The sequence below is a fragment of the Halomonas sp. B23F22_20 genome, from assembly GCF_043496985.1.
GTDB lineage: Bacteria > Pseudomonadota > Gammaproteobacteria > Pseudomonadales > Halomonadaceae > Halomonas.
The window spans coordinates 97,406-118,637 of the sequence record NZ_JBIEKH010000012.1 but is presented as its reverse complement, the minus strand read 5'-3'; the positions used below and the strand labels follow the sequence as shown (position 1 = coordinate 118,637).

The 21,232-nt window shown below is 68.0% G+C and carries 22 protein-coding genes; 15 read left to right on the top strand and 7 right to left on the bottom strand.

Annotation, left to right across the window (positions count from 1 at the left end; genetic code table 11):
- Positions 1 to 164: 164 nt before the first annotated feature.
- Positions 165 to 551, bottom strand: coding sequence for a Fur family transcriptional regulator (locus ACGTN6_RS11915; protein ID WP_394591774.1), 387 nt, complete (start codon positions 549 to 551; stop codon positions 165 to 167).
- Positions 552 to 1,478: 927 nt separating this feature from the next.
- On the bottom strand, positions 1,479 to 2,093 hold the full coding sequence (locus ACGTN6_RS11910; protein WP_394591772.1) for an exopolysaccharide biosynthesis protein: 615 nt from the start codon (positions 2,091 to 2,093) through the stop codon (positions 1,479 to 1,481).
- Positions 2,094 to 2,527: 434 nt separating this feature from the next.
- On the opposite strand from ACGTN6_RS11910, the gene ACGTN6_RS11905 reads away from it, so the two are divergent.
- The 3 genes from ACGTN6_RS11905 to ACGTN6_RS11895 all read left to right on the top strand — a co-directional run bounded on the left by ACGTN6_RS11905 (position 2,528) and on the right by ACGTN6_RS11895 (position 5,466).
- A complete protein-coding gene (locus ACGTN6_RS11905; protein ID WP_394591770.1) occupies positions 2,528 to 3,541 on the top strand; it encodes a glycosyltransferase family 9 protein in 1,014 nt (337 codons plus the stop codon).
- Positions 3,542 to 3,572: 31 nt separating this feature from the next.
- A complete protein-coding gene (locus ACGTN6_RS11900; protein ID WP_394591768.1) occupies positions 3,573 to 4,190 on the top strand; it encodes a LysE family translocator in 618 nt (205 codons plus the stop codon).
- A 79-nt stretch (positions 4,191 to 4,269) separates the two neighbouring features.
- Positions 4,270 to 5,466: an EAL domain-containing response regulator gene (locus ACGTN6_RS11895; RefSeq protein WP_394591766.1), complete on the top strand. Its 1,197-nt coding sequence runs from the start codon at positions 4,270 to 4,272 to the stop codon at positions 5,464 to 5,466.
- Here the strand turns inward: ACGTN6_RS11895 and ACGTN6_RS11890 are convergent.
- Positions 5,463 to 7,115: an acyl-CoA dehydrogenase family protein gene (locus tag ACGTN6_RS11890; RefSeq protein WP_394591765.1), complete on the bottom strand. Its 1,653-nt coding sequence runs from the start codon at positions 7,113 to 7,115 to the stop codon at positions 5,463 to 5,465. The genes ACGTN6_RS11895 and ACGTN6_RS11890 overlap by 4 nt on opposite strands.
- 74 nt (positions 7,116 to 7,189) lie before the next feature.
- The gene (locus tag ACGTN6_RS11885; protein WP_394591763.1) at positions 7,190 to 7,381 is read right to left on the bottom strand and encodes a tryptophan 2,3-dioxygenase family protein; all 192 of its coding nucleotides are present in this window, start codon (positions 7,379 to 7,381) and stop codon (positions 7,190 to 7,192) included.
- Between the two features lie 74 nt (positions 7,382 to 7,455).
- Here ACGTN6_RS11885 and ACGTN6_RS11880 point away from each other — a divergent pair, with 74 nt between their 5' ends.
- Both ACGTN6_RS11880 and ACGTN6_RS11875 read left to right on the top strand, forming a co-directional pair.
- Positions 7,456 to 7,992, top strand: coding sequence for an NUDIX hydrolase (locus tag ACGTN6_RS11880; RefSeq protein WP_394591761.1), 537 nt, complete (start codon positions 7,456 to 7,458; stop codon positions 7,990 to 7,992).
- A gap of 73 nt (positions 7,993 to 8,065) precedes the next feature.
- A complete protein-coding gene (locus tag ACGTN6_RS11875) occupies positions 8,066 to 8,551 on the top strand; it encodes a glutathione peroxidase (protein WP_394591759.1) in 486 nt (161 codons plus the stop codon).
- A gap of 31 nt (positions 8,552 to 8,582) precedes the next feature.
- On the opposite strand, the gene ACGTN6_RS11870 is transcribed toward ACGTN6_RS11875, so the two are convergent.
- Together ACGTN6_RS11870 and ACGTN6_RS11865 are read right to left on the bottom strand one after the other, a co-directional pair.
- On the bottom strand, positions 8,583 to 9,137 hold the full coding sequence (locus tag ACGTN6_RS11870) for a cytochrome b (RefSeq protein WP_394591757.1): 555 nt from the start codon (positions 9,135 to 9,137) through the stop codon (positions 8,583 to 8,585).
- A gap of 109 nt (positions 9,138 to 9,246) precedes the next feature.
- On the bottom strand, positions 9,247 to 9,639 hold the full coding sequence (locus ACGTN6_RS11865) for a DUF7079 family protein (RefSeq protein WP_394591755.1): 393 nt from the start codon (positions 9,637 to 9,639) through the stop codon (positions 9,247 to 9,249).
- Positions 9,640 to 9,805: 166 nt separating this feature from the next.
- On the opposite strand from ACGTN6_RS11865, the gene fabV reads away from it, so the two are divergent.
- The 5 genes from fabV to ACGTN6_RS11840 all read left to right on the top strand — a co-directional run bounded on the left by fabV (position 9,806) and on the right by ACGTN6_RS11840 (position 14,029).
- Positions 9,806 to 11,014, top strand: a complete 1,209-nt coding sequence (fabV, locus tag ACGTN6_RS11860) for an enoyl-ACP reductase FabV (protein ID WP_394591753.1) — start codon at positions 9,806 to 9,808, stop codon at positions 11,012 to 11,014.
- 52 nt (positions 11,015 to 11,066) lie between these two features.
- On the top strand, positions 11,067 to 11,276 hold the full coding sequence (locus ACGTN6_RS11855; protein WP_394591751.1) for a hypothetical protein: 210 nt from the start codon (positions 11,067 to 11,069) through the stop codon (positions 11,274 to 11,276).
- A 138-nt stretch (positions 11,277 to 11,414) separates the two neighbouring features.
- Positions 11,415 to 12,392 (top strand): GlxA family transcriptional regulator, encoded by a 978-nt coding sequence (locus ACGTN6_RS11850; protein WP_394591749.1) that lies wholly within the window; start codon positions 11,415 to 11,417, stop codon positions 12,390 to 12,392.
- A gap of 118 nt (positions 12,393 to 12,510) precedes the next feature.
- Positions 12,511 to 13,068 (top strand): isochorismatase family protein, encoded by a 558-nt coding sequence (locus ACGTN6_RS11845; protein ID WP_394591748.1) that lies wholly within the window; start codon positions 12,511 to 12,513, stop codon positions 13,066 to 13,068.
- Entirely contained in the window at positions 13,055 to 14,029 is a 975-nt protein-coding gene (locus tag ACGTN6_RS11840) for a GlxA family transcriptional regulator (RefSeq protein WP_394591746.1), read from the top strand. Before ACGTN6_RS11845 ends, ACGTN6_RS11840 begins: the two co-directional genes overlap by 14 nt.
- 76 nt (positions 14,030 to 14,105) lie before the next feature.
- On the opposite strand, the gene ACGTN6_RS11835 is transcribed toward ACGTN6_RS11840, so the two are convergent.
- Positions 14,106 to 14,735: a class I SAM-dependent methyltransferase gene (locus ACGTN6_RS11835; protein WP_394591744.1), complete on the bottom strand. Its 630-nt coding sequence runs from the start codon at positions 14,733 to 14,735 to the stop codon at positions 14,106 to 14,108.
- Between the two features lie 183 nt (positions 14,736 to 14,918).
- Between ACGTN6_RS11835 and ACGTN6_RS11830 the strand changes: the two genes are divergently transcribed.
- From ACGTN6_RS11830 to astB, 5 genes are read left to right on the top strand one after another with little or no spacing between them, the layout of a single operon-like run.
- Positions 14,919 to 16,133 carry an aspartate aminotransferase family protein gene (locus ACGTN6_RS11830; RefSeq protein WP_394591742.1) on the top strand — a complete coding sequence of 405 codons (1,215 nt, stop codon included), beginning with the start codon at positions 14,919 to 14,921 and terminating at the stop codon, positions 16,131 to 16,133.
- A 50-nt stretch (positions 16,134 to 16,183) separates the two neighbouring features.
- A complete protein-coding gene (locus tag ACGTN6_RS11825) occupies positions 16,184 to 17,254 on the top strand; it encodes an arginine N-succinyltransferase (protein WP_394591741.1) in 1,071 nt (356 codons plus the stop codon).
- Entirely contained in the window at positions 17,254 to 18,300 is a 1,047-nt protein-coding gene (gene astA / locus ACGTN6_RS11820) for an arginine N-succinyltransferase (RefSeq protein ID WP_394591739.1), read from the top strand. The genes ACGTN6_RS11825 and astA overlap by 1 nt, the downstream gene beginning before the upstream one ends.
- Positions 18,300 to 19,769: a succinylglutamate-semialdehyde dehydrogenase gene (gene astD / locus ACGTN6_RS11815; protein ID WP_394591823.1), complete on the top strand. Its 1,470-nt coding sequence runs from the start codon at positions 18,300 to 18,302 to the stop codon at positions 19,767 to 19,769. The genes astA and astD overlap by 1 nt, the downstream gene beginning before the upstream one ends.
- Entirely contained in the window at positions 19,766 to 21,121 is a 1,356-nt protein-coding gene (gene astB, locus ACGTN6_RS11810) for an N-succinylarginine dihydrolase (protein WP_394591737.1), read from the top strand. The genes astD and astB overlap by 4 nt, the downstream gene beginning before the upstream one ends.
- Positions 21,122 to 21,232 lie beyond the last annotated feature (111 nt).

Sequence of the window (21,232 nt, the reverse complement as noted above, 5' to 3'; positions counted from 1 at the left end):
CAAGGCGAATGGAATGCGACCCGTGTTGTTCCAACAGCGCCAAGTATCAGGCATCAAGGGCGGGCTCGATCGCGAGCAAGGAGGCCGGCATGCCCTGTGGCGTGCCGGTCAACGTCTCGTCCGGCCTAGCCGAGCGAGCGCTTTTCAGGTTCAGAGGGTGAAAATCAGCAGGGCGGAGAGCAGCGGGCGCAAATGCCATGTAGCTCGATGGTCGAGCTGCGTAGGGAGAAATCGTGACGGTTGGCCATGTGTGCCAGATCCCGCAGTAGCTTGGTATCGATCAACTCATCGATTGCCCCGCAGTCGTCACAGATGACGAACGCTGCGGTGCCTCGACAGCTGCCCGATCGAGTACAGGGGGTGTAGGCGTTGAGCGTTTCGAGACGATGGACCAGTCCGCGCGCCTGAAGCTTCTCCAGCGACCGATAGATCTGAGTCGGCGCGGAAAACTCATCACCGCGCAGTCGCTCGAGCAGGGCATAAGCGCCCAGCGGAGCCTTGGACCCTTTCAATGTCTCCAGCACAAGTTGCTCTTTCCTGGCGAGCGTCATGAACCTGCCCTCATTGCGCCCTAGCTTTCACACTTTCAGGTAGATCGATACGACACGCGCGGTGCCGGCAAAAACAGACATGTTATAACATAACGGTAGCGGGCTGCACCAGCTCCTGAATTTCCGTTGGGCATTCTCAATGACTGGAGCAGGACGTGAACACTGCGTTACCCCACTGGAGAACAGCGGCGGTACGGTGACGGAATGCTCTTTTCGATTCGAGCCCGACCAGCGGCATCATAAAATCAATCACTTACCTTCTTCCCTGTGCCTGTCATGAATCTAACTTTTTCTCAATTAGAAACAGAGTGCCAACCGGCTTTCGGTGGGAACGTCTGGTCGTCCTCCCCGGGCGTTGCCATGCCCGGCCTCTGGCAGCGGCCATACGGGGGGCTGATATGCGCCTTAGATAAAAAATATTCGCATTTACATTGACGGGCGAATGAGAAGGGTTTACGTTTGAGTCATGGCGCTGATGTTGAGGCGCCATGGCCAGGCAGCAGTTTGTCAGGCTGCTGTCGGGTTCTCCTCATTGCTAGTCACGGTCATTTGCCGCCTGCCCAGGCGGCATTTTTTTGTCCATGACTCCCTCGCTCGGTCATCCTGAGGGCAAGAGGCACCTGAACGCACCACGACGTCGCGGCGCGTTCCGGCAGGGCTCGAAAGATATTCAGCATGGATCAGTTGTGGTACTTGGGTAGGGCATTGGGCCTGGAGCGAGGCGACCTCATCACTCAGTGGCGGCCGGCCTCTGTCACCGGCGCTCACGGCTGCTCAGCCCCTCAAAGCCTTGATCTTACGCCGTACATAGGCGCTAACTGATGTATGACTGGCGAATTGATCATGAATAATGGGTGGTGTGTCAGATCCCCTGCATGACACATTTCCCGTTTCCGGCGGCCTTGTCCAAGGCCGCTTTTTTTTGGCTCAGACGAGGCCGATGATCACCAGTGCCAGAGTGGCGCCGGTCAGCAGGTAGGCCACCAGCGCCATCAGGCCGTCCTCGGCGAGCAGTGCCAGGCCGAACAGGGTCAGCGCCAGGCCGCCGCCGTTGGCGGAGAAGGGCACCAGCTCCATCGGCGGCATGGCCAGCCCGATCAGTAGGCAGGTCAGTGCCACTGGCAGGTGGGCCGGGGAACGGGTGAGCCAGGTCAGGCGAGCCCGTAGGCAGCAGTCGACCCAGCGGGCGGGCTTCTCCAGCCAGCCGGTGACCCGCAGGAAGCGCTCGCGGGATACCCGCCGCTCCAGCAGGACACGCGGGAGCCAGAAGTGCTGTCGGCCTAGCAGCAGTTGGGCGGCCACCAATACCACCAGGCTGGCCATCAGGGTGGGCACCCCAGGTATGTCGCCGATCAGCGGTGCCAGGGTGATGAGTCCCGCGATCAGCAGGAAGGGGGCGAAGCTGCGCCGCCCCACCGCGTCGAGGATAGCTTCCAGGCTGATGTCGTTTTGGCGGCGGCCGGCATGCCGTACCCGGACGATCAGTGACGACAGGTTGCGAGGTGGTTCGAGGGGCGGGCCTTGGGGAGTGTCGCTGGACATGCGTTACCTGCAGGTTCGTGAGGGGAGCAGGGAGTGGAGGCGTATCGCGACCCTATCATGGGCAACACGATGAGGGGCGCCTTCCCTCTGGCGGTGAGGTGTTTAGCGGGTGGCTCTGTTGCAAGACACCGCGATATCGTATGGTAAGTGCTTCTCATGCCGAGTGTGCACTGGCTTCGTCAGGCTGGCAGGCGTACCTTTACCAGGCTCCCGGACCCGTCATGCCAGCGCTATGTGCGTTGCCCCGGCCTGACTGGCAAGGCGACGGTACTGCAAGACGCATCATGAGGCCCCTCGATGTCCCTCTCGTGAATATCTGGTTTGCCACGTTATCTATGGCCGCTCCCCCCACATTTCCCCAGCAGCTTCTACGCCATCCGATTCGGACCCTGTCTCGGTACTATTATCAGTTCCGGTACGATTATTCGTCGGGTGTGGACGTCCCCGAGACGCTGTGCGCCGCGGTGCTCTACGTGCCCAAGAAGATTGGCGATGGCATGGCGGTGTTCCCCGTCATCAGGGCCTTGCAGGCACGTGGCGTGCCGCGCATCGTGATCGTGGCCTCGGTCTACAACGAAGTCGTGTTCCGCTGGATCGACGACGAGAGGGTCGAGGTGGTGACGATCGACCAGCACCGGGATCTCGGGGCGATCCGCGCCGCGGCCCGCGACCTGAAGGCCCGCCACGGTCGCATCGACCTGTGCATCGAGGGCACCATCCGCGACAGCTCCGCGTCATGCTGTTTCGTCGGTACCCTGCAGGCGCGCTGCAATCTGCGGCTGGGCGGCTCGCCCCTGCGCTGCTACTCGCCGCTCGGCGAGGCCGCCAGGTCGCTGCATGATCGTGGCGGCGCCCGCCCCCACTGCTGGGCTGCGCTGATGCGAGAGGCCGGCATTGCCGAAGTGCCCGGGACCTACGAGTTTCCGATCACCGTCGAGGATGAACAGAGGGTACGGCGGGGCGTGGCTCCCCTGGGGCCTTATGTGGCGTTGAACCTGGAGGGCAGCCATCCGGCGCGCCAGCTTTCTCTCGACCAGGGGCGCCGACTCTGCGAACTTCTTCACCACGAGCTTGGGCTGCCGGTGGTGATGGTCTTCGGCCCCGATGGCGAGGACAAGGCGCAACGGCTGGCGACGGACTTGCCTTGGGTGCACCTCCTGGCGTTGGATGTCAGCCTGCCGCATAGCGTCGCCATCGTGAAGCATGCCGCCCTGGTGGTGACGCCCGATACGGCGGTGCTGCACATGGCCAGTGCCTGGAACCGGCCGACCCTCGGGCTCTTCGCCCGCCCCCAACGCCGCTGGCGGCCGCTGGCAGAACATAGCGCGATGATCGAGACCGGCAGTCATCTCGCCGATCTCGACATGGACGAGGTGGCCCGGGCACTGGCCGCCTTGCCACTCGGCGGTGACGCACGGAGCGAGCGCGCCGATCGGGTTCACCTGTGAGCCCTGACCTTAATGATCCAAGGAGACCGTGATGCCGTTTTCACTGTGGATGTCCCTGGCCGCAATCTGCGCCATGGGGGCCATGTCGCCGGGACCGAGCCTGGCATTGGTGCTGCGCCATACCCTGGGCGGGGGGCGGCTGCCGGGCATCATGGCGGCACTGTCCCATGCGCTGGGGGTGGGGTTCTATGCGCTGCTCACGGTCTGGGGGCTGGGCGCGCTGATCGTGCGCTTCCCGATGCTGTTTCAGGCGCTCACCTGGGGTGGGGCGGTCTACCTGGCCTGGCTGGGCATCAAGGCCCTGCGGGCAGGGCGCGCCGGTGCCCTGCAGGCCGATGCCATGGCCACCACCAGTGGCCAGGCGGCCCGGGACGGCATGCTGGTGGCGCTCGGCAATCCCAAGCTGATCCTGTTCTTCGTCGCCCTGCTCAGCCAGTTCGTGACGCCGGACATGAGCCTGGCCGCCCGGGCCATCATCGTGCTGACGGCGATCATCATCGACGGGGGCTGGTACGTTCTGGTGGCCGTCAGTCTTTCGCACTCGCGCGTGCTGCCGTGGCTCCAGGCCCGGGCCCATTGGGTCAATCGCGCCACCGGCGTGCTGCTGCTGGCCCTGGCGTTGCGGGTGGTAGCGGGCCCCTTGCACTGAAGATGGAGATGATCGCCCGCCGGCCGGCCGCGTTCCGCCTGTCATCCTCGAGGGAGCTTGCCGACTGGATGCCCCCGGCATGAACGCATCTTCCGCCACGGCCTTGGCGATGGTGCTCGATGACGATGCCGATGTGGCCGCCACGCTGGCGGTGCAGCTTCAGGTTTTGGGCGTGGAGATCCGCCATTCCCGCCATGTGCATCATCTGATCGACGAGGTCGTGGTTCGTCGCCCCCGACTGGTCGCCATCGGGCTGGCTTTCGGCGACCATGACCACATCGTGGCGCTGCGGCATCTGGCCGAGTGTCGCTATTCCGGCAAGGTGCTGCTGCTCAGCGGCGTCGAACGGAAGGTGGCGCGCATTGCCGAACGCCTGGGCGAGTCGCTTGGCCTGGACATGCTGGTGTCGCTGGACAAGCCGATGCGCCTCGCCGAGCTGCGCGAGAGACTAGCCTGCCTGGAGCCGACCTGTAGTAGAGAGGCGCCAGCGCGCCTGGTGCCCCGCTTCCGGCAGCAGGATCTGGAACGGGCTTTCGCTTGTCATGAGCTGATCCTGCACTATCAGCCACAGTTCGAGCTGGCCACGCGCCGCCTCTCCGGCGTCGAGGCCCTGGTGCGCTGGCGTCATCCCGAGATCGGGATGTTGGCCCCGGGGGAGTTCCTGCCGTTGCTCAGCGCCGCCCAGGGGCGGCAGTTGACGCGCCGCGTGCTGCAGATGGCCATGTCGGATGCCGCTCGCTGGCGCCGTGCGGGCGTGCATCTGTCGCTTTCGCTCAACGTGACGCCTGACGATCTGCTGTGTCCGGAGCTGGTGAACCTGGTGCGGGCAAGGTGGCGCGCGTCTGGTGGTACGCCCCTGGTGCTGGAGATCATCGAGTCGGCGTCCATGGAGGATGAGCTGCTCGGCAGTGAGGTGGCGACAAGGTTGCACCTCTCGGGTCTCGAGGTCTCCGTGGATGACTTCGGCGTGGGATATTCATCGCTGTCACGGCTGCAGCGGCTGCCGATCAGCGAGCTGAAGATCGATCGCAGCTTCGTCAGTCGTCTGCATGAGGACGTACAGGATGCCGCTATCGTCGAAGCCGTGGCGCTTCTCGGGCGACGCCTGGGGATCCGGGTGGTGGCCGAGGGCGTCGAGGATCTCGCCTGCCTCGAGCCCCTGGCGCGTTTTGGCTGTACTCATGTTCAGGGCTTCGGCCTGGCGCGGCCGCTGCCCGCCGACGAGATTCCTCCCCTGGCCGGGCGTGTTGCACCGTTGACGCTGGCCGGCAGTTAGCCGGGCAGGCGGTCGAGCAGGGCGGCCAGCGGTGCATCACCGGGCAGCACGCCGTAAGCGGGGCTTGCGGCATCGCCGAGCCGGCTGCGACAGAAGGTCTGGGCCACCGCCTGCGGGGCGTGGCGCAGCAGTAGCGCGGCCTGCAGACTCTGGGCGAGGCGCTGGGTCAGCCAGCGCGCGCGGGGTTCGAGGTTCTCGGGTGGCTCGCCCAGCATGTCTTCCAGCTCGGCCAGGGTGCGGTCGAGCTCTGCGGACGCCTCCTTCACCGCGGCGAATTCCCGTTGCAGCGCCTCCCGCGCCTCGGGATGTCGGCCGATCACGCGCAGCACGTCCAGGCAGATCACGTTTCCCGATCCCTCCCAGATCGAGTTGACCGGTGCCTCACGGTAGAGCCGTGCCAGGGGCATCTCCTCCACGTAGCCGATGCCGCCCAGGCACTCCATTGCCTCGGCCAGGAAGCCGGGCGCGCGCTTGTTGTGCCAGTACTTGGCCAGCGCCGGCAGCAGCCGGGCCAGGGCGCGTTCGTGCTCGTCGCCACGGGCGGCGCCGTCGAAGGCCCGCGCGATGCGCATCACCAGCGCCACCCCGGCCTCCACCTCCAGGGCCAGGTCGGCGATCAGTACACGCATCAGCGGCTGTTCGGCCAGCCGCCGGCCGAAGGCATGGCGTTCCCGCACGAAGCGCCATGCCTCGACCAGCCCCTGTCGCATCATCGCCACCGGGGCGGTAGCGGCGTCCAGCCGGGTCTGCTGGACCATCGCCAGGATGGTCGCCACGCCGTGGCCAGGTTCGCCCAGCGGCTCGGCCCAGGCGCCGCGGTACTCGATCTCCGCCGAGGCGTTGGCACGGTTGCCGCACTTGTCCTTGAGGCGTTGCAGTTCGATGGGGTTGCGCGTGCCGTCGGGGGCGAAGCGTGGCGTCAGGAAACAGCTGAGGCCATCGTCGGTCTGTGCCAGGGTCAGGAAGGCGTCGGACATGGGGGCGCTGCAGAACCACTTGTGGCCGGTCAGCCGCCAGCCGTCGGCGGTGAGATCGGCCCGGGTGGTGTTGGCGCGCACATCGCTGCCGCCCTGCTTCTCGGTCATCGCCATGCCGAAGGTCAGGGCGCTCTTGCGCTCGGCAGGCAGGGCGCGAGGGTCGTAGTCCCAGGCCAGCAGGCCCGGCGTCCACTCGGCTCGCACCGTGGGCGAGGCGCGCAGTGCCGGCATGGCGGCGTGGGTCATGGTCACCGGGCAGCAGAAGCCCGGCTCGGCCTGGGTCAGCAGGTAGAGGGCGGCCACGTGGGCCTGATGGCCACCGCACCCCTCTTCCTGCCAGGCCACGGCCTGCCAGCCGTGGTCCATGGCCAGGTGCATCAGCTCGTGATAGGCGGGGTGGTAGGCGACCTCGTCCAGGCGCCGGCCGTGACGATCGAACAGGCGCAGCTCGGGCGGGTGGCGATGGGCCGCCTCGCCCAGCGTCTGCACCCGCTGGCTGCCCACCTCGCGGCCCAGCGGGTGCAGGCGGCGGGCCACCCAGTCCGGTGCCTCCCGGGCGAGCGCTTCTCTAAGTGGCAGGTCGTCGGCCAGAGCATCGCGGTCCTCGGGGGGCGGCGGCTGGTTGGTCACCGTATGGGTGGCCAACCGGTCGCGGGGAGCATGATCCTGCATGATGAGCCTCCGGCAGGCGGACTCTCCTGAGCATGGTGCTTGCCGGCGGGGTGGTCAAAGTCGCTCTTCGCGACCTACAGCGAGGTGCGCACCGACCACGGCTCCGAGGCTTGATGGATGACGATGAACAGCATCTCGTCGTGCTGGTCGGAGCGCGGGTGCTGGCCGTCGAGCAGCGCTTCGAAGCCCAGGTACTGGCCGTAGCTCAGGTCCTGGTCCCAGTGGGTGGCTTCGTTGTCGAGGTCGACGCGCGAGCCGATGGGCAATGCGGCGTGCCGATCGGGCGTGACCCCTCGGGCACGACTGGGTAGGCTGAAGGCATTTCCCCGGAGACCCCGTAATGACCGACGACGCTCTGGCTCCTGCCCCTCGCATCGCCGACGAGAGCATTCAACTGGTGGATGCCCGCAACCGGCCCTGCGGCAGCGCCCCGCGGGCCACCATGCGCCGCTACCGCTACTGGCATCGCGCTACCTACATCGTGGTGCGCAACACCGCCGGCGAGATCTGCGTGCAGCGCCGCACCCTGACCAAGGAGGTGTTTCCCGGTGGCCTTGACCTGGCCGCCGGCGGAGTGGTCGGAGCCGGTGAGGCGGTGCACCTGGCCGCCCGACGCGAGCTGGCCGAGGAACTGGGTATCGTCGGCGTGCCGCTGCGTCACGTGCTGGAGTTCGTGCACGCCGCCGGGGGGCATCACATCTTCGGCAGCGCCTACCTGGTCGACCATGACGGCCCGCTGCGACTGCAGGCCGAGGAGGTGGCCGAGGTCTCCTGGCATTCGCCCGCCGAGGCCCTGGCGCTGGACGGCGTGACCCCGGACACTCGCCAGGCCGTGGAGGCCCTGTGGCGGGCCGGCCGGCTCGGGGAGGCGTCGTGACAAGCCGGGTGCGAGGACTGGCACCGCGAAGCGCGGCGTGGCATCGTGTCGGAATAGACAGTGAGCCTGCACCATGAGCATTCACGATCACGACTGCCGTACGTCCCGTGGCGAGCCCTTCAACCTGCGCGCCCTGCGCGGCCAGGTGCTGCTGATCGTCAACGTGGCGAGCAAGTGCGGTTTCACGCCCCAGCTGCGCGACCTCGAGCGGCTCTATCGCCGCTATCGCGATCGCGGTTTCACCGTGCTGGCCTTCCCCTGCAACCAGTTCGCCCATCAGTCGCCGGAAACGGCCCAGGCCTTCTGCGCCTTCGGTGAGCGGGAATATGGCGTGACCTTCCCGATGATGGAAAAGGTCAAGGTCAACGGCCATCACACCCATCCGCTGTTCGTCGAGCTCAAGCGCGCGGCTCCTGGTGTGCTGGGCACGGGGATGATCAAGTGGAACTTCACCAAGTTCCTGGTGGGCCGCGATGGCCGAGTGATTCGCCGCTTCTCGCCCCGGGACGGTGAGGCGACGCTGGTCGAGGCCCTGGAGAAGGCCCTCGACGAGAGCTGAGCCCCGCCGGTTGCCGTGGCGACTGCCTCTCCTATGCCCGGTCACTGCCCCGGGTCATGCGCCGGAGCAGCGGTTCCTTCCAGAGGCGGGTGTGCACCCAGGCCATGGCGATGTGTCCGGCGATCAGCGCGAACAGCAGCCAGCCCAGCAGCCCATGCCACTGCCCCCCGAGGTCGGTCATCCACTCGATCTCGGTTGCCTGGCCGGCAAACAGCTCCATGCCGAGGGCCGAGAAGGGCCGGTCGCCGCCGTAGGCGCGGATCAGGGCGACCGTGGGCACGGCGATCAGCAGCGCGTACATCAGCACGTGGCCGAGCGTGGCGAGGCGCTCGATGGCCCGCCGATGGGGCGGCCGTCGCGTCAGGTTAAGCAGGCCCCAGAGCCCGCGCAGGATCGTCAGGCTCAGCAGCAGCACGCCATTGGAAAAGTGGAAGCCGAAGAAGAAATCGGCGATCGCGGTGTCGTCCAGGGTGAAGTGCAGGGCCGCCGATATCAGTTGCCACAGCAGCAGCAGCGCCATCAGCCAGTGAAAGCCCCGGCTGACCAGGCCGTAGCCGTGGGGATGGTCCAGGATGCGAGTATCCATGCGACATTGCCTCCTTGTCGTGGGGCGTCGGGACGTCCGGCCGGCGAGGCGCCGGCCTGCCTGGTTCAGACTGGCACGACGCGTGCCGGCGTGACAGCGGAGATCGGGCTCATGAGGGAATGTCCTCGCCGCGGGCGATCATCAGCCGTTCCATCAGCTCGTTGAAGCGGTGGCGGGCCATCATGGTGGTCAACCCCGAGAACAGTGCCCAGGTCTTGCGCCGCCAGCCGGTCAGTCGCAGGTTGTGGGCCACCAGCTGGCGCATCAGCTTGTGGTCGTCGAAGCGGCGCCACTCTCCGGTCACCGACATCTGCTGGCGGGTCAGCACCGGGGCCAGCTCCAGGCGAAACACCCACTCCAGCTCCCGCATGCTGAGGCTGTGGCGCTCGATTTCCTCGATCATGCGCGCATAGTCGGTCTCGCGGGGTTCCCGCTCCAGCCATAGTGGCGCCAGCGCCAGCCAGAGGTCGCCGCGTGTGTCGACGAGGGTCTGTGCGTCCATGGGATCTCCTGGCGGAATGGGGATGCCGAGCATCCTGCCCCAGCCGGCGGCGTCGCTCAAGGGCGGACAGCGCCCATCGAGGCCGCTAGAATGTCGCCACGTACGAATCCATTTCATCGGGGCGGCGACCGTTCACCGCCCCGCTGCGAACGCCAAGAGGTCTCACGTGATCATCAAGCCCAAGGTCCGCGGTTTCATCTGCACCACCACTCATCCCGTCGGCTGTGAGCAGAACGTGCTCGAGCAGATCGAGGCGACCCGTGCCCGGAACCTGGACAAGAGCGCCGGGCCGAAGAAGGTCCTGGTGATCGGGGCCTCCAGCGGCTATGGCCTCTCCGCGCGCATTACCGCCGCCTTCGGCTACGGCGCCGATACCCTGGGTGTGTTCTTCGAAAAGCCGGGCACCGAGAGGAAGCCGGGCACCGCCGGCTGGTACAACGCCGCGGCCTTCGACAAGTTTGCCAAGCAGGAAGGGCTGTACAGCAAGTCGATCAACGGCGATGCCTTCTCCCACGAGGCGCGCGACAAGGCCATCGAGCTGATCAAGCAGGACCTGGGCCAGGTCGACCTGGTGGTCTATTCGCTGGCCTCGCCGGTGCGCAAGCTGCCGGACTCCGGCGAGATGAAGCGCTCCAGCCTCAAGCCGATCGGCGAGACCTACCGTGCCACCGCCATCGACACCAACAAGGACGCCATCATCGAGGCCGAGGTGGAACCGGCCACCCGGCAGGAGATCGACGACACCATCGCGGTGATGGGCGGCGAGGACTGGGAGCTGTGGATCGACGCCCTGGACCAGGCCGGCGTCCTGGCCGAGGGCGCCAAGTCGGTGGCCTTCAGCTATATCGGCACCGAGATCACCTGGCCGATCTACTGGCACGGTGCCCTGGGCCGCGCCAAGGAAGACCTCGATCGCGCCGCCGGAGAGATCGACCAGCGACTGGCCCAGCGGGGCGGTGGCGCCAACGTGGCGGTGCTCAAGTCTGTGGTCACCCAGGCCAGCGCCGCGATTCCTGTGATGCCGCTCTACATCGCCATGGTCTACAAGGTGATGAAGGAGCAGGGCCTGCACGAGGGCACCATCGACCAGCTCAATCGCCTGTTCGATGAGCGCCTCTATCTTGGCGCAGGGCAGGGCAGCGCCGATACCGACGAGGCCGGCCGCCTGCGCCTGGACGACTGGGAGCTGCGCGACGATGTCCAGCAGGCCTGCAAGGACCTGTGGCCGCGGGTGACCACCGAGAATCTGTTCGAGATCACCGACTATGCTGGGTACAAGCACGAGTTCCTGAAGCTGTTCGGCTTCGAGCGTGATGACGTCGACTACGACGCCGACGTGAATCCGATGGTGGAATTCGATGTCGTAGAGCCGTAGGGCCCGGTGCGCCGGCGCCCTGCCTCCCGATCCTCGAGCCCAGGAGGTGCGCATGGATACCAGGGAAAGCAAGACGCCGGACGAAGAGCTGGAACACCTCCATGAGGTCAGCCAGCCCGAGGACTATGATCACCCCGAGCCCGACGAAGACCAGCCCGAGGCCCGCGAGCCGGATCACGGCATGGCTTGGCTGCTGCCGGCGCTGATCGTCGTGGTGGCGGTAGTGGTGATCGGCATGCTGGTGGTCGGCCTCAGCGGCTGACGATCCGCTCTTCTCATCGCAGGGGGAGGGCTCATCCCAGGCGCCGGGCACCCCGCCCGGCGTCGTCGCATCCGGGCGGCTGTTATGACCGGAGGCTTCGGCCTAGAATAGGCCTTCACCGCTTGCGAGAGAGTCCCCATGCCTGACGCCCCACCCCCTGCATCGGCCTTGCCGCTGTCCCGGCATGTCGGCGTGGTGGTGCTGCCCGGCTTCTCGCTGCTGGCCCAGGCCTGTGCCACGGAACCGCTGGTGGTGGCCAATCGTCTGGCGGGGCGTAGCCTCTATCGCCTTTCCACTTTCGCCATCGACGAACGCCCGGTGGCCAGTGCCGCCGGCCAGGCGCTGGTGCCTCAGGCAAAGGCCGGCGAGCCGGACCAGGCCCTGGACATGCTGCTGGTCTGTGCTCCCGGGCCGCTGTCGGGCAGCGTGCCCGAGGCGCTGCTGGAGTGGCTGCGGCGCCTGGCCGCCGCCCGGGTGGTGCTGGGCGGTATCGGCGGTGGCACCGAGCTGCTGGCCCGGGCCGGGGTGCTCGAAGGCTACCGCGCGACCCTGCCCTGGACGCGCTTCGAGGCCTTCGCTCGCGACTATCCCCGGGTGCGGCTCTCCCAGCAGCTGTTCGAGATCGACCGCGACCGCCTGACCTGCGGCGGCGGCACCGCGGCCATGGACATGATGATGACGCTGATCGGCAGCCAGCACGGCGCCGAGCTGGCCGAGCGCATCTCCGAACACTTCGTTCTCGAGCGCATCCGCATGGGCGACGAGCCCCAGCAAGTGCCGCTGCGCACCCGGCTGGGCAATGCCCCGCAGAGCCTGATTGATGCGGTGGCGCTGATGGAGTCCAACATCGAGGAGCCGCTGACCACCCACGAGCTGGCCGAGCACCTCGGCATCTCGCGGCGCCAGCTGGAGCGGCTGTTCAAGAAGTTCCTCCAGGCGGTACCCAGCCGCTACTACCTCAATCTGCGCCTGCAGCAGGCCCGCAAGCAGCTGCGCGAGAGTGACCGGCCGGCCGGCGAGATCGCCCTGCAGACCGGCTTTTCCTCGGCGGCCCATTTCTCCACCGCCTACCGTAACCACTTCGGCATCACGCCTCGGGAGGAGCGCCTGGGCTGAGCCCCGGTCGATGCCACGAAGATGGCCGGAATGGTCCGCTTCCCGGCCGCTCGGGGACGTTCGCATCCGTGCTTCGGCGCTATGGTGGTCACTCCACTCCCCATGAGAGACTCGACCCATGACCACCGCCCTGCTGCTGATCGATGTCCAGGCTTCCTTTCCTGCCCGTGACTACTGGGACGAGGCCCTGGCCGGCCCCTGGCGCGCGCGCCAGCGCGCGCTGCTGGATCTGGCCCGTGAGGCGGGCCTGCCGCTGATTCGCATCTTCCACGAGGAGCCGGATAGCGGCACACCCTTCGATCCCGAACGTGGCCTGATACGTCCGCTCGACGGGTTCGATGACGCCGCCGCGGCGACCTTCCACAAGCGTGCCCATAACGCCTTCACCGACACCAGGCTCGAAGCCTGGCTGCGCGAGCGCGGCATTCGCCGGGTGGTGGTCAGCGGCATCCGCACCGAGCAGTGCTGCGAGACCACCACGCGAGTGGCATCGGACCTCGGCTTCGCGGTGGACTTCGTCGGCGAGGCGACTCTGACCTTCCCCATGACGCGCCATGGTCGTACCTGGAGCGCCGAGGAGATCCGGGCGCGCACCGAGCTGGTGCTGGAGAGGCGCTTCGCGCGGATCGTCGACGTGGCGACCCTGAAGAAGGAGTGGTGCGGTGTCACCGCCTGAGCGGAGCGAGCTGCGGGTCGGGGTGCTGATGCTCCCCGGCCAGGTGCCGCTGGACCTGGTCGGACCGCTGCAGGTGCTGCACGCCGCCCAGACGCTGGCGGGCGGCCTGGCGATTCGCTATTTCGGCCCCCGCGCATCGCTGGACTGGCTGGGGCCGCTGACGCTCGGTGGCATCGAACCGCTGCCGCAAGCGCTCGCGCCGCTGGACCTGCTGGTCGTGCCCGGCCAGTATCGTCGCGGTATCGACCCAAGCCTGCAGCCGGCCTGCGTCGACTGGCTGCGCCGCCATGCTGGCCAGGCCGATACCCTGATGGGCATCTGCTCGGGCTCGTTGCTGATGGCTGAGGCGGGCCTGCTGGACGGGCGGCGCTGCACCACCCATCACACCCTGCTGGCGCGTTTGCGCGAGCTGGCGTCCGACGCCCGGGTGCAGGGCGACTGCATCTTTATCGAGGACGGGCCCTGCCTGACCAGCGCCGGCATCTCCACCGGCATCGACACCATGCTGCACTGGCTGACCCGGCGCCTGGGGCATCGCCTGGCGCTGGCCGTGGCCCGGGAGATGGTGCTCTACCTTCGGCGCAGCGGGCACGAGCCCCAGCTGGCCGGCTGGCTTGCGGGACGCAACCATGTCGACGAGCGCATCCACCGCCTGCAGGACGCGCTCTGCGCGCGGCTCCGGGAGCGCTGGACCCTGGCCGGCATGGCCGATGCCGCGGCGATGAGCGAGCGCCACCTGCGTCGCCGCTTCGTCGCCGTGGCGGGGATGTCGCCCGGGGACTACCTGACGCGGCTGCGCCTGCAGCTGGCGCGCCAGTTGATGGAGGAGACGCCCTGGAGCCTGGCGCGCATCGCCGGGGAGGTCGGACTGGGCGACGACCGCCAGCTCAGGCGCGTCTGGAAGCGTCTCGAGGCGGACTCGCCCCGGGAATGGCGGCGGCGCCATGCGACGTCGGCTTGAGCCTGGCGGCATGGTGAGGTCGGATGGGTGACGTCGACGAACGCCGTCACGCATCGGCCCCTTACTCTTCGAGCACTCACGTTTCAGGCATGGCCTTGCGCGCCAGCAGGGCACGGAACAGCGCACCCATCATCACCGGCCGGTCGGCCTCGATCATGAAACCGGCCCCTTCCAACAGCGGTCGGGCCTGGCGGGTGATATCGGTGGCGATCGCCGAGGTGACCAGGTTCAGCGCCCGCCTGCCCAGGCCGGCCGGACGCTCGTCGGCCTGGAACTTGTCCATCACGCACAGCTGGCCGTCTTCGACCAGCACCCGGCGGGCCTCGGCCAGGCCGCGGGCCGGGTCGGGCATCACCGCCAGGATCAGGTGCATCACCACCACGTCGAACTGGCCGTCGGGGAAGTCGAGCGCCTCGGCATCCATCACCTCGACCGCGACGTCCCGCCCCAGCGTCTCGGCCCGGCGTTCGAGGCGCCGCATCATGACCGGGGACAGGTCGGTGGCGTGCAGCTCGATGTCTCGCGGCAGCCATGGCAGGTCGAGGCCGGTGCCGGCGCCCACCAGCAGCACCCGCATACCGGGGCGCCAGTGCACCTGGCCCAGGGCCGTGCGCCGCGCCCGGCGGAAGGCGCGTTCGGCCACCATGTCGTAGACCGGCGCATAGAGGTCGTAGCGCAGGCGGTTCCAGGCGGTGGTGTTGAACATGCGAAGTTCTCCGATCAGGCCATCACCTTAGCTGATTCGGCACGGTGGCGCGTCGAGGCGCCCCTGCCTTTTTCACAAATCGCCGTCCCATTGCTGAAAGCCCCCCCGTGAGGCGCTCCCTATACTCGAATGATCCGATTCATCCTGAACGAGCCCGGCTGGCTCGAGACAACGGAGAACGACATGACCCAGACCCCGACCCGCAGCGATTTCGACCAGTACATGGTGCCCAACTACGCGCCGCAGAAGGCCATTCCGGTGCGTGGCGAGGGCAGCCGCCTGTGGGACCAGGAAGGTAAGGAGTACATCGACTTCGCCGGCGGCATCGCGGTGAACTCCCTGGGCCATTGCCACCCGGTGCTGGTCGATGCCCTCAAGGCGCAGGCCGACAAGCTGTGGCATCTCTCCAACGTCTACACCAACGAGCCGGCGCTCAAGCTGGCGCGCTCGCTGGTCGAGCGCACCTTCGCCGACAAGGTCTACTTGTGCTCCTCCGGTGGCGAAGCCAACGAGGCCGCGCTCAAGCTGGCGCGCCGCTGGGCTCACGACACCCACGGCGAGCACAAGCATCGCATCGTGTCCTTCTACCAGTCCTTCCATGGCCGCACCTTCTTCACCGTCAGCGTCGGTGGCCAGCCCAAGTACTCCCAGGGCTTCGGTCCGGTGCCGGGTGGCATCGTCCACGGCGAGTTCAACGACCTGGACAGCGTGCGCGACCTGATCGACGGCGACACCTGCGCGGTGATGGTCGAGCCGATGCAGGGCGAGGGTGGCATCCTGCCCGCCGATCCGGCATTCCTGCAGGGCCTGCGCGATCTGTGCGACGAGCACGACGCCCTGCTGATCTTCGACGAGGTGCAGACCGGCGTGGGCCGCACCGGCTCGCTGTTCGCCTACATGGAATACGGCGTGACCCCGGACATCCTGACCAGCGCCAAGTCGCTGGGCGGCGGCTTCCCGGTGGGCGCCATGCTGACCACCGACCGCATCGCTCCGGCCATGGCCATCGGCACCCACGGCTCCACCTACGGTGGCAACGCCCTGGCCTCCGCGGTGGCCCTGGCCGCCGTGGAGCATATCGACACTCCCGAGGTGTTGGGTGGCGTCAAGCAGCGCCACGACCTGTTCCGCGAGCACCTCGAGGCGATCAACCGCAAGCATGGGGTGTTCAAGGAGATCCGCGGCATGGGCCTGCTGATCGGCGCCGAGATGAGCGACGACTATCAGAACCGTGCCAAGGACATCCTGCCGCTGGCCATCGAGGAGGGCCTGATGGCGCTGGTCGCCGGCCCCAACGTGCTGCGCATGGCGCCCTCGCTGGTGATCCCCGAGGCCGACATCGCCGAGGGCATGGCGCGCCTGGAGCGGGCCATTGCCCGGCTGGTGGCCGCCCAGTGAGCCGCGGCCACGCCATGCGAGATCCGGAACCACCCGCGGGAGGCCAAGCCATGCTGGTCGTACGTCCCACCCGGCCGGCGGACCTGCCGGCCCTGGAGCGGCTGGCGAGCAACGCCACGCCGCGCCTGACCAACCTGCCGGCCCATCGGGACCGCCTGGAGGAGCGCATCACGCGCTCCCAGCGGGCCTTCGAGGCCGAGGTGGAATTCCCCGGCGACGAGCACTACACCTTCGTGCTCGAGGACCAGGAGCGCGGCGAGGTGGTGGGCACTGCCACCGTGCGCGCCCAGGCCGGTGCCCGTGAGGCCTACTACACCTACCGGCAGGAGACCCTGATCCACGCCTCGCAGCAGCTCGACGTGCGCCGCGAGGTGCAGACCCTGTCGCTGTCCCATGAGGTCTCCGAGGCGAGCCTGCTGTGCGCCTACTCGCTGGACCCGCGTTATCGCGGCACCAGCGCCGAGAGCCTGTTGCGCCGGGCGCGGCTGATGTTCATTGCCCAGTACCCTGAGCGTTTCGCCGAGATCCTGGCCATGGCCTTTCCCGGCTACCTGGACGAGGGCGGCCAGTCGCCGTTCTGGAACAGCGTGGGGCGCCACTTCTTCGTGCGCGACTACCAGGAGATCAACTACGTGGCCGGGGTGCGCTCGAAGAGCTTCATCGCCGAGGTGATGCCCCAGTTCCCGCTCTACCTGGCGCTGCTCACGCCCCAGGCGCGGGCCGCCATCGGCCGTGAGCACCCGGACCACGAGTCGGCCATGGACGAGATGCTGGGCGAGGGCTTCCTGCGTTCGCGCCACGTCGACATCTTCGACGCCGGCCCGGTGATCAAGGCCGAGCGCGACCGCCTCTCGAGCTTCCGGCGCGCCGCCTGGCACCCGGTACGCATCCGCCCGGCCCACTCGCTGCCGGACGCCGAACCGGCGATGGTGGCCAACCAGCGGCTGCGCGACTTCCGCTGTGTGGTGGCGCGCTACGCGCTGTCGCCCACCGGCCAGCTGATGCTGTCGCCGGAACACGCCGAGCAGCTCGGCGTGGAGGAGGGCCGCGCCGTGCTGGCCGCGCCGCTCGCCCTGCCGGGCGATGCGCATGACCCGGGCTACGACGAGGGAGAGCTGTGATGCGCATCCGACCCATTGCCCCGTCCGACCTGGACGAGCTGCAGGCCCTGGCCCGAGAAACCGGGGTGGGCTTCACCTCGCTGCCCGACAACCGCGACTTCCTGGCCGCCAAGATCGATACCGCGGTCAGTGCCTTCAATCAGCAGACCCCGGTGGACCAGCGTCTCTACTTCTTCGTGCTCGAGGACGATGCCACCGGCAAGCTGGCCGGCTGCTGCGCCATCGAGGGCCAGGTGGGCCGCGAGGTGCCCTTCTACCATTATCGGGTGGGTACCCTGGCTCACTCTTCGGTGCAGCTCGACCTGCACCGCACCATCGACACCCTGTTCCTGAGTTCGGACCATACCGGTGACGCCGAGGTGGCCTCGCTGTTCCTGCGTCCCGAGTATCGCGGCGCCGATCGTCGGCACGAGCGCAACGGCGCGCTGCTGTCGATGATGCGTTGGCTGTTCATGGCCGAGTTTCGCGACAGCTTCCCCGACAAGGTGCTGGCGGAGATGCGCGGGGTGTTCGACGCCGAGGGCCGCAGCCCCTTCTGGGAGTGCCTGGGCAGCAACTTCTTCCCCATGGACTTCAATGAAGCGGACAGGCTGACGGGATTAGGCCAGAAGAGCTTTATCGGCGAGCTGATGCCCAAGTTCCCGATCTACACCCCCTTCCTCTCCGAGGAGGCCCGGGCCTGCATCGGCCAGGTCCACGAGCACACCCGCCCGGCGCTGGCGATGCTCAAGAAGGAGGGCCTGCGCTGGGAAGGATTCATCGACATCTTCGACGGTGGCCCCACCGTGGAAGCCTATGTCGACGACGTGCGCGGCGTGCGCCTGTCGCGGGCCTGCCGAGTGGAGGTCAAGGCCGGCGAGCTTGCCCAGGCCGAGCGGCCGCGCTGGCTGGCCGCCACCACCTCCATGGCCGGGTTCCGCGCGGCCTGGCTGGGGCGTGGCCCCGACGATGACGGCGTGGTGACCCTGAGCGAGGCCGAGGCGGCGCTTCTCGAGGTCGGCTCCGGCGACACCCTGCGCATTCTGGATAGCGACGAGGAGGCATGATGAAGGCGATGCAACGACTGCTGATTGGCAGCCAGTGGCAGGACGGCGAGGCCGAGGGCTTCTCTAAGCAGGATCCGGTCTCCGGCGAGGCGCTGTGGCATGGCTACGCCGCCTCCGAGGCCCAGGTGGGTGCCGCCGTCGACGCCGCACGCGCCGCCTTCCCGGGCTGGGCGCGACAGCCCTTCGAGGCACGCCAGGCCATGGTCGAACGCTTCCGCGAGGTGCTGGAAAACCACCGCGAGGATCTTGCCACGGCGATCGCCGCCGAAACCGGCAAACCGCTGTGGGAGGCGCGCACCGAGGTCGGCGCGATGATCGGCAAGGTGGCGATCTCGATCCGCGCCTACCAGGAGCGCACCGGCGAGCGCGAGCGCGACCTGGGCGATGCCCGGGCCGTGCTGCGCCACCGGCCCCACGGCGTGATGGCGGTATTCGGGCCCTACAACTTCCCCGGCCACCTGCCCAACGGACACATGGTGCCGGCGCTGCTGGCCGGCAATACCGTGGTCTTCAAGCCCAGCGAGCAGACGCCGCTGACCGCCGACCTGACCCTGCAGTGCTGGCGCGAGGCCGGCCTGCCGGAGGGCGTGATCAATCTGGTGCAGGGCGGGGCCCCGGTGGGCCAGGCGCTGTCCGCTCATCCCGGCATCGACGGCCTGCTGTTCACCGGCAGCGCCAAGGTCGGCGGCCTGCTGCAGCGTCAGTTCGCCGGCCAGCTCGACAAGATCCTGGCCCTGGAGCTCGGCGGCAACAACCCGCTGGTGATCAAGGACGTGCCCGATCAGGACGCGGCCGTGCTGACCATCCTGCAGTCGGCCTTCCTGTCCGGTGGCCAGCGCTGCACCTGCGCACGCCGGCTGATCGTGCCGGAAGGCCAGGTGGGCGACCATCTGCTGGACGCCCTGTCCGACGCCATCTCGCGGCTTCGCGTGGCCGGCCAGTTCAGCGAGGATGCTCCGTTCTACGGCGGCCTGGTGAGCGTGGCGGCCGCCGACGGCCTGCTGGCCGCCCAGGACGACCTGGAGGCCCGTGGCGGCACGGTGCTGTCGCGCATGCATCGCCTGGAGGAGGGCACCAGCCTGCTGTCTCCGGCGCTGATTGACGTCACCGGCCTGGAGATTCCCGACGAGGAGCACTTCGGTCCGCTGCTCAAGGTGTATCGCTACCGCGACTGGGATGAGGCTCTCCGGCTGGCCAACGACACCCGCTACGGTCTCTCCGCCGGCCTGATCGGCGGCGAGCGGGCCGACTGGGACGATTTCCTGCTGCGCATCCGCGCCGGCATCGTCAACTGGAATCGCCAGACCACCGGCGCCTCCGGCGACGCGCCCTTCGGTGGAGTGGGCGACAGCGGTAACCATCGACCGAGCGCCTATTACGCCGCCGACTACTGCGCCTATCCGGTGGCCTCCATGGAGAGCGAAGCGCTGAGCCTGCCCGACAAGCTGCCGCCGGGGGTGACGCTGTGAGCCAGACACCGAATCCGACCGTGCGCGAGGTCAACTTCGACGGCCTGGTAGGACCGACCCATAACTATTCCGGGCTGGCCCACGGCAACGTGGCCTCGATGACCCATGAGGGGCTGGTGGCCAATCCCCGCGAGGCCGCCCTGCAGGGCCTCGAGAAGATGAAGTCGCTGATGGATGCCGGCTACGCCCAGGGCGTGCTGCCGCCACAGCAGCGGCCGGACCTGGGCGCCCTGCGCGCGCTGGGCTTCACCGGCAGCGATGCCCGAGTGCTGGCCCGGGCCGCCGAGGAGGCGCCCCAGGTGCTGCGCGCGGTGTGCTCGGCATCCAGCATGTGGACCGCCAACGCCGCCACGGTGACGCCGAGCGTCGACGCCCCGGACCGCCGGGTGCACTTCACGCCGGCCAACCTTCAGTCGAGCTTCCATCGCTACCTGGAGCCGGCCACCACCGGCCGAGTGCTGGCATCGATGTTCCGCGACGAGCGCTTCTTCGCCCATCACCCGGTGCTGCCATCGACCCCGGCCTTCTCCGATGAGGGCGCGGCCAACCACACCCGACTGGCCGGTGACCACGGCGAGCCCGGCGTGCACCTCTACGTCTACGGTCGCCAGGCATTCGGCGGAGACGGCGTCGAGCCCAAGCGCTTCCCGGCCCGCCAGACCCTGGAGGCCAGTCAGGCGGTGGCTCGCCAGCACGGCCTGGAGGCGTCGCAGACGGTGTTCGCCCAGCAGCACCCCGAGGCCATCGACGCCGGCGTCTTCCATAACGACGTCATCGCCGTGGGCAACGGGCCGGTGCTGCTCTACCACGAATACGCCTTCCGCGACGAGCAGGGCACCCTCGACGCGCTGCGCGCGAGGATGGCGTCGCCGCTGATCCCGGTGCGGGTGCCGGTGGAGGCGGTGAGCCTGGACGACGCCGTGGCCTCGTACCTGTTCAACTCCCAGCTGCTCAGCAACCCGGACGGCACCATGACCCTGGTGGTGCCCGGCGAGTGCCAGGAGCGCGAGGCGGTGTGGCGCTGCCTGCAGGATCACCTGCTGGCGGGCAACAACCCCATCGCCGAGGTGGTGGTCAAGGACGTCAAGCAGTCGATGCGCAACGGCGGCGGCCCCGCCTGCCTGCGGCTGCGGGTGGCGCTCTCCGATGAGGAGCGGGCCGCGGTATCGGGCCGTGTGCTGCTCGACGATGCCCTGCACGGTGAACTCACCGCCTGGGTCGAGCGTCACTACCGCGATCGCCTGGCGCCGGCCGACCTAGCCGACCCGGCGCTCGCCCACGAGACGCTCACCGCCCTGGACGAGCTGACCCGCCTGCTCAAGCTGGGCAGCGTCTATCCCTTCCAGCTGTGATGTCCCTTGCCCCCTGATGCTCTCTCGTTGCCTCGCCCTCCGGCGGGGCTTTTTTTGTCTGAGCGGGCGGTTATGCTGTGAACGATTCGCCCATTGCCTACCCGAGGAGGC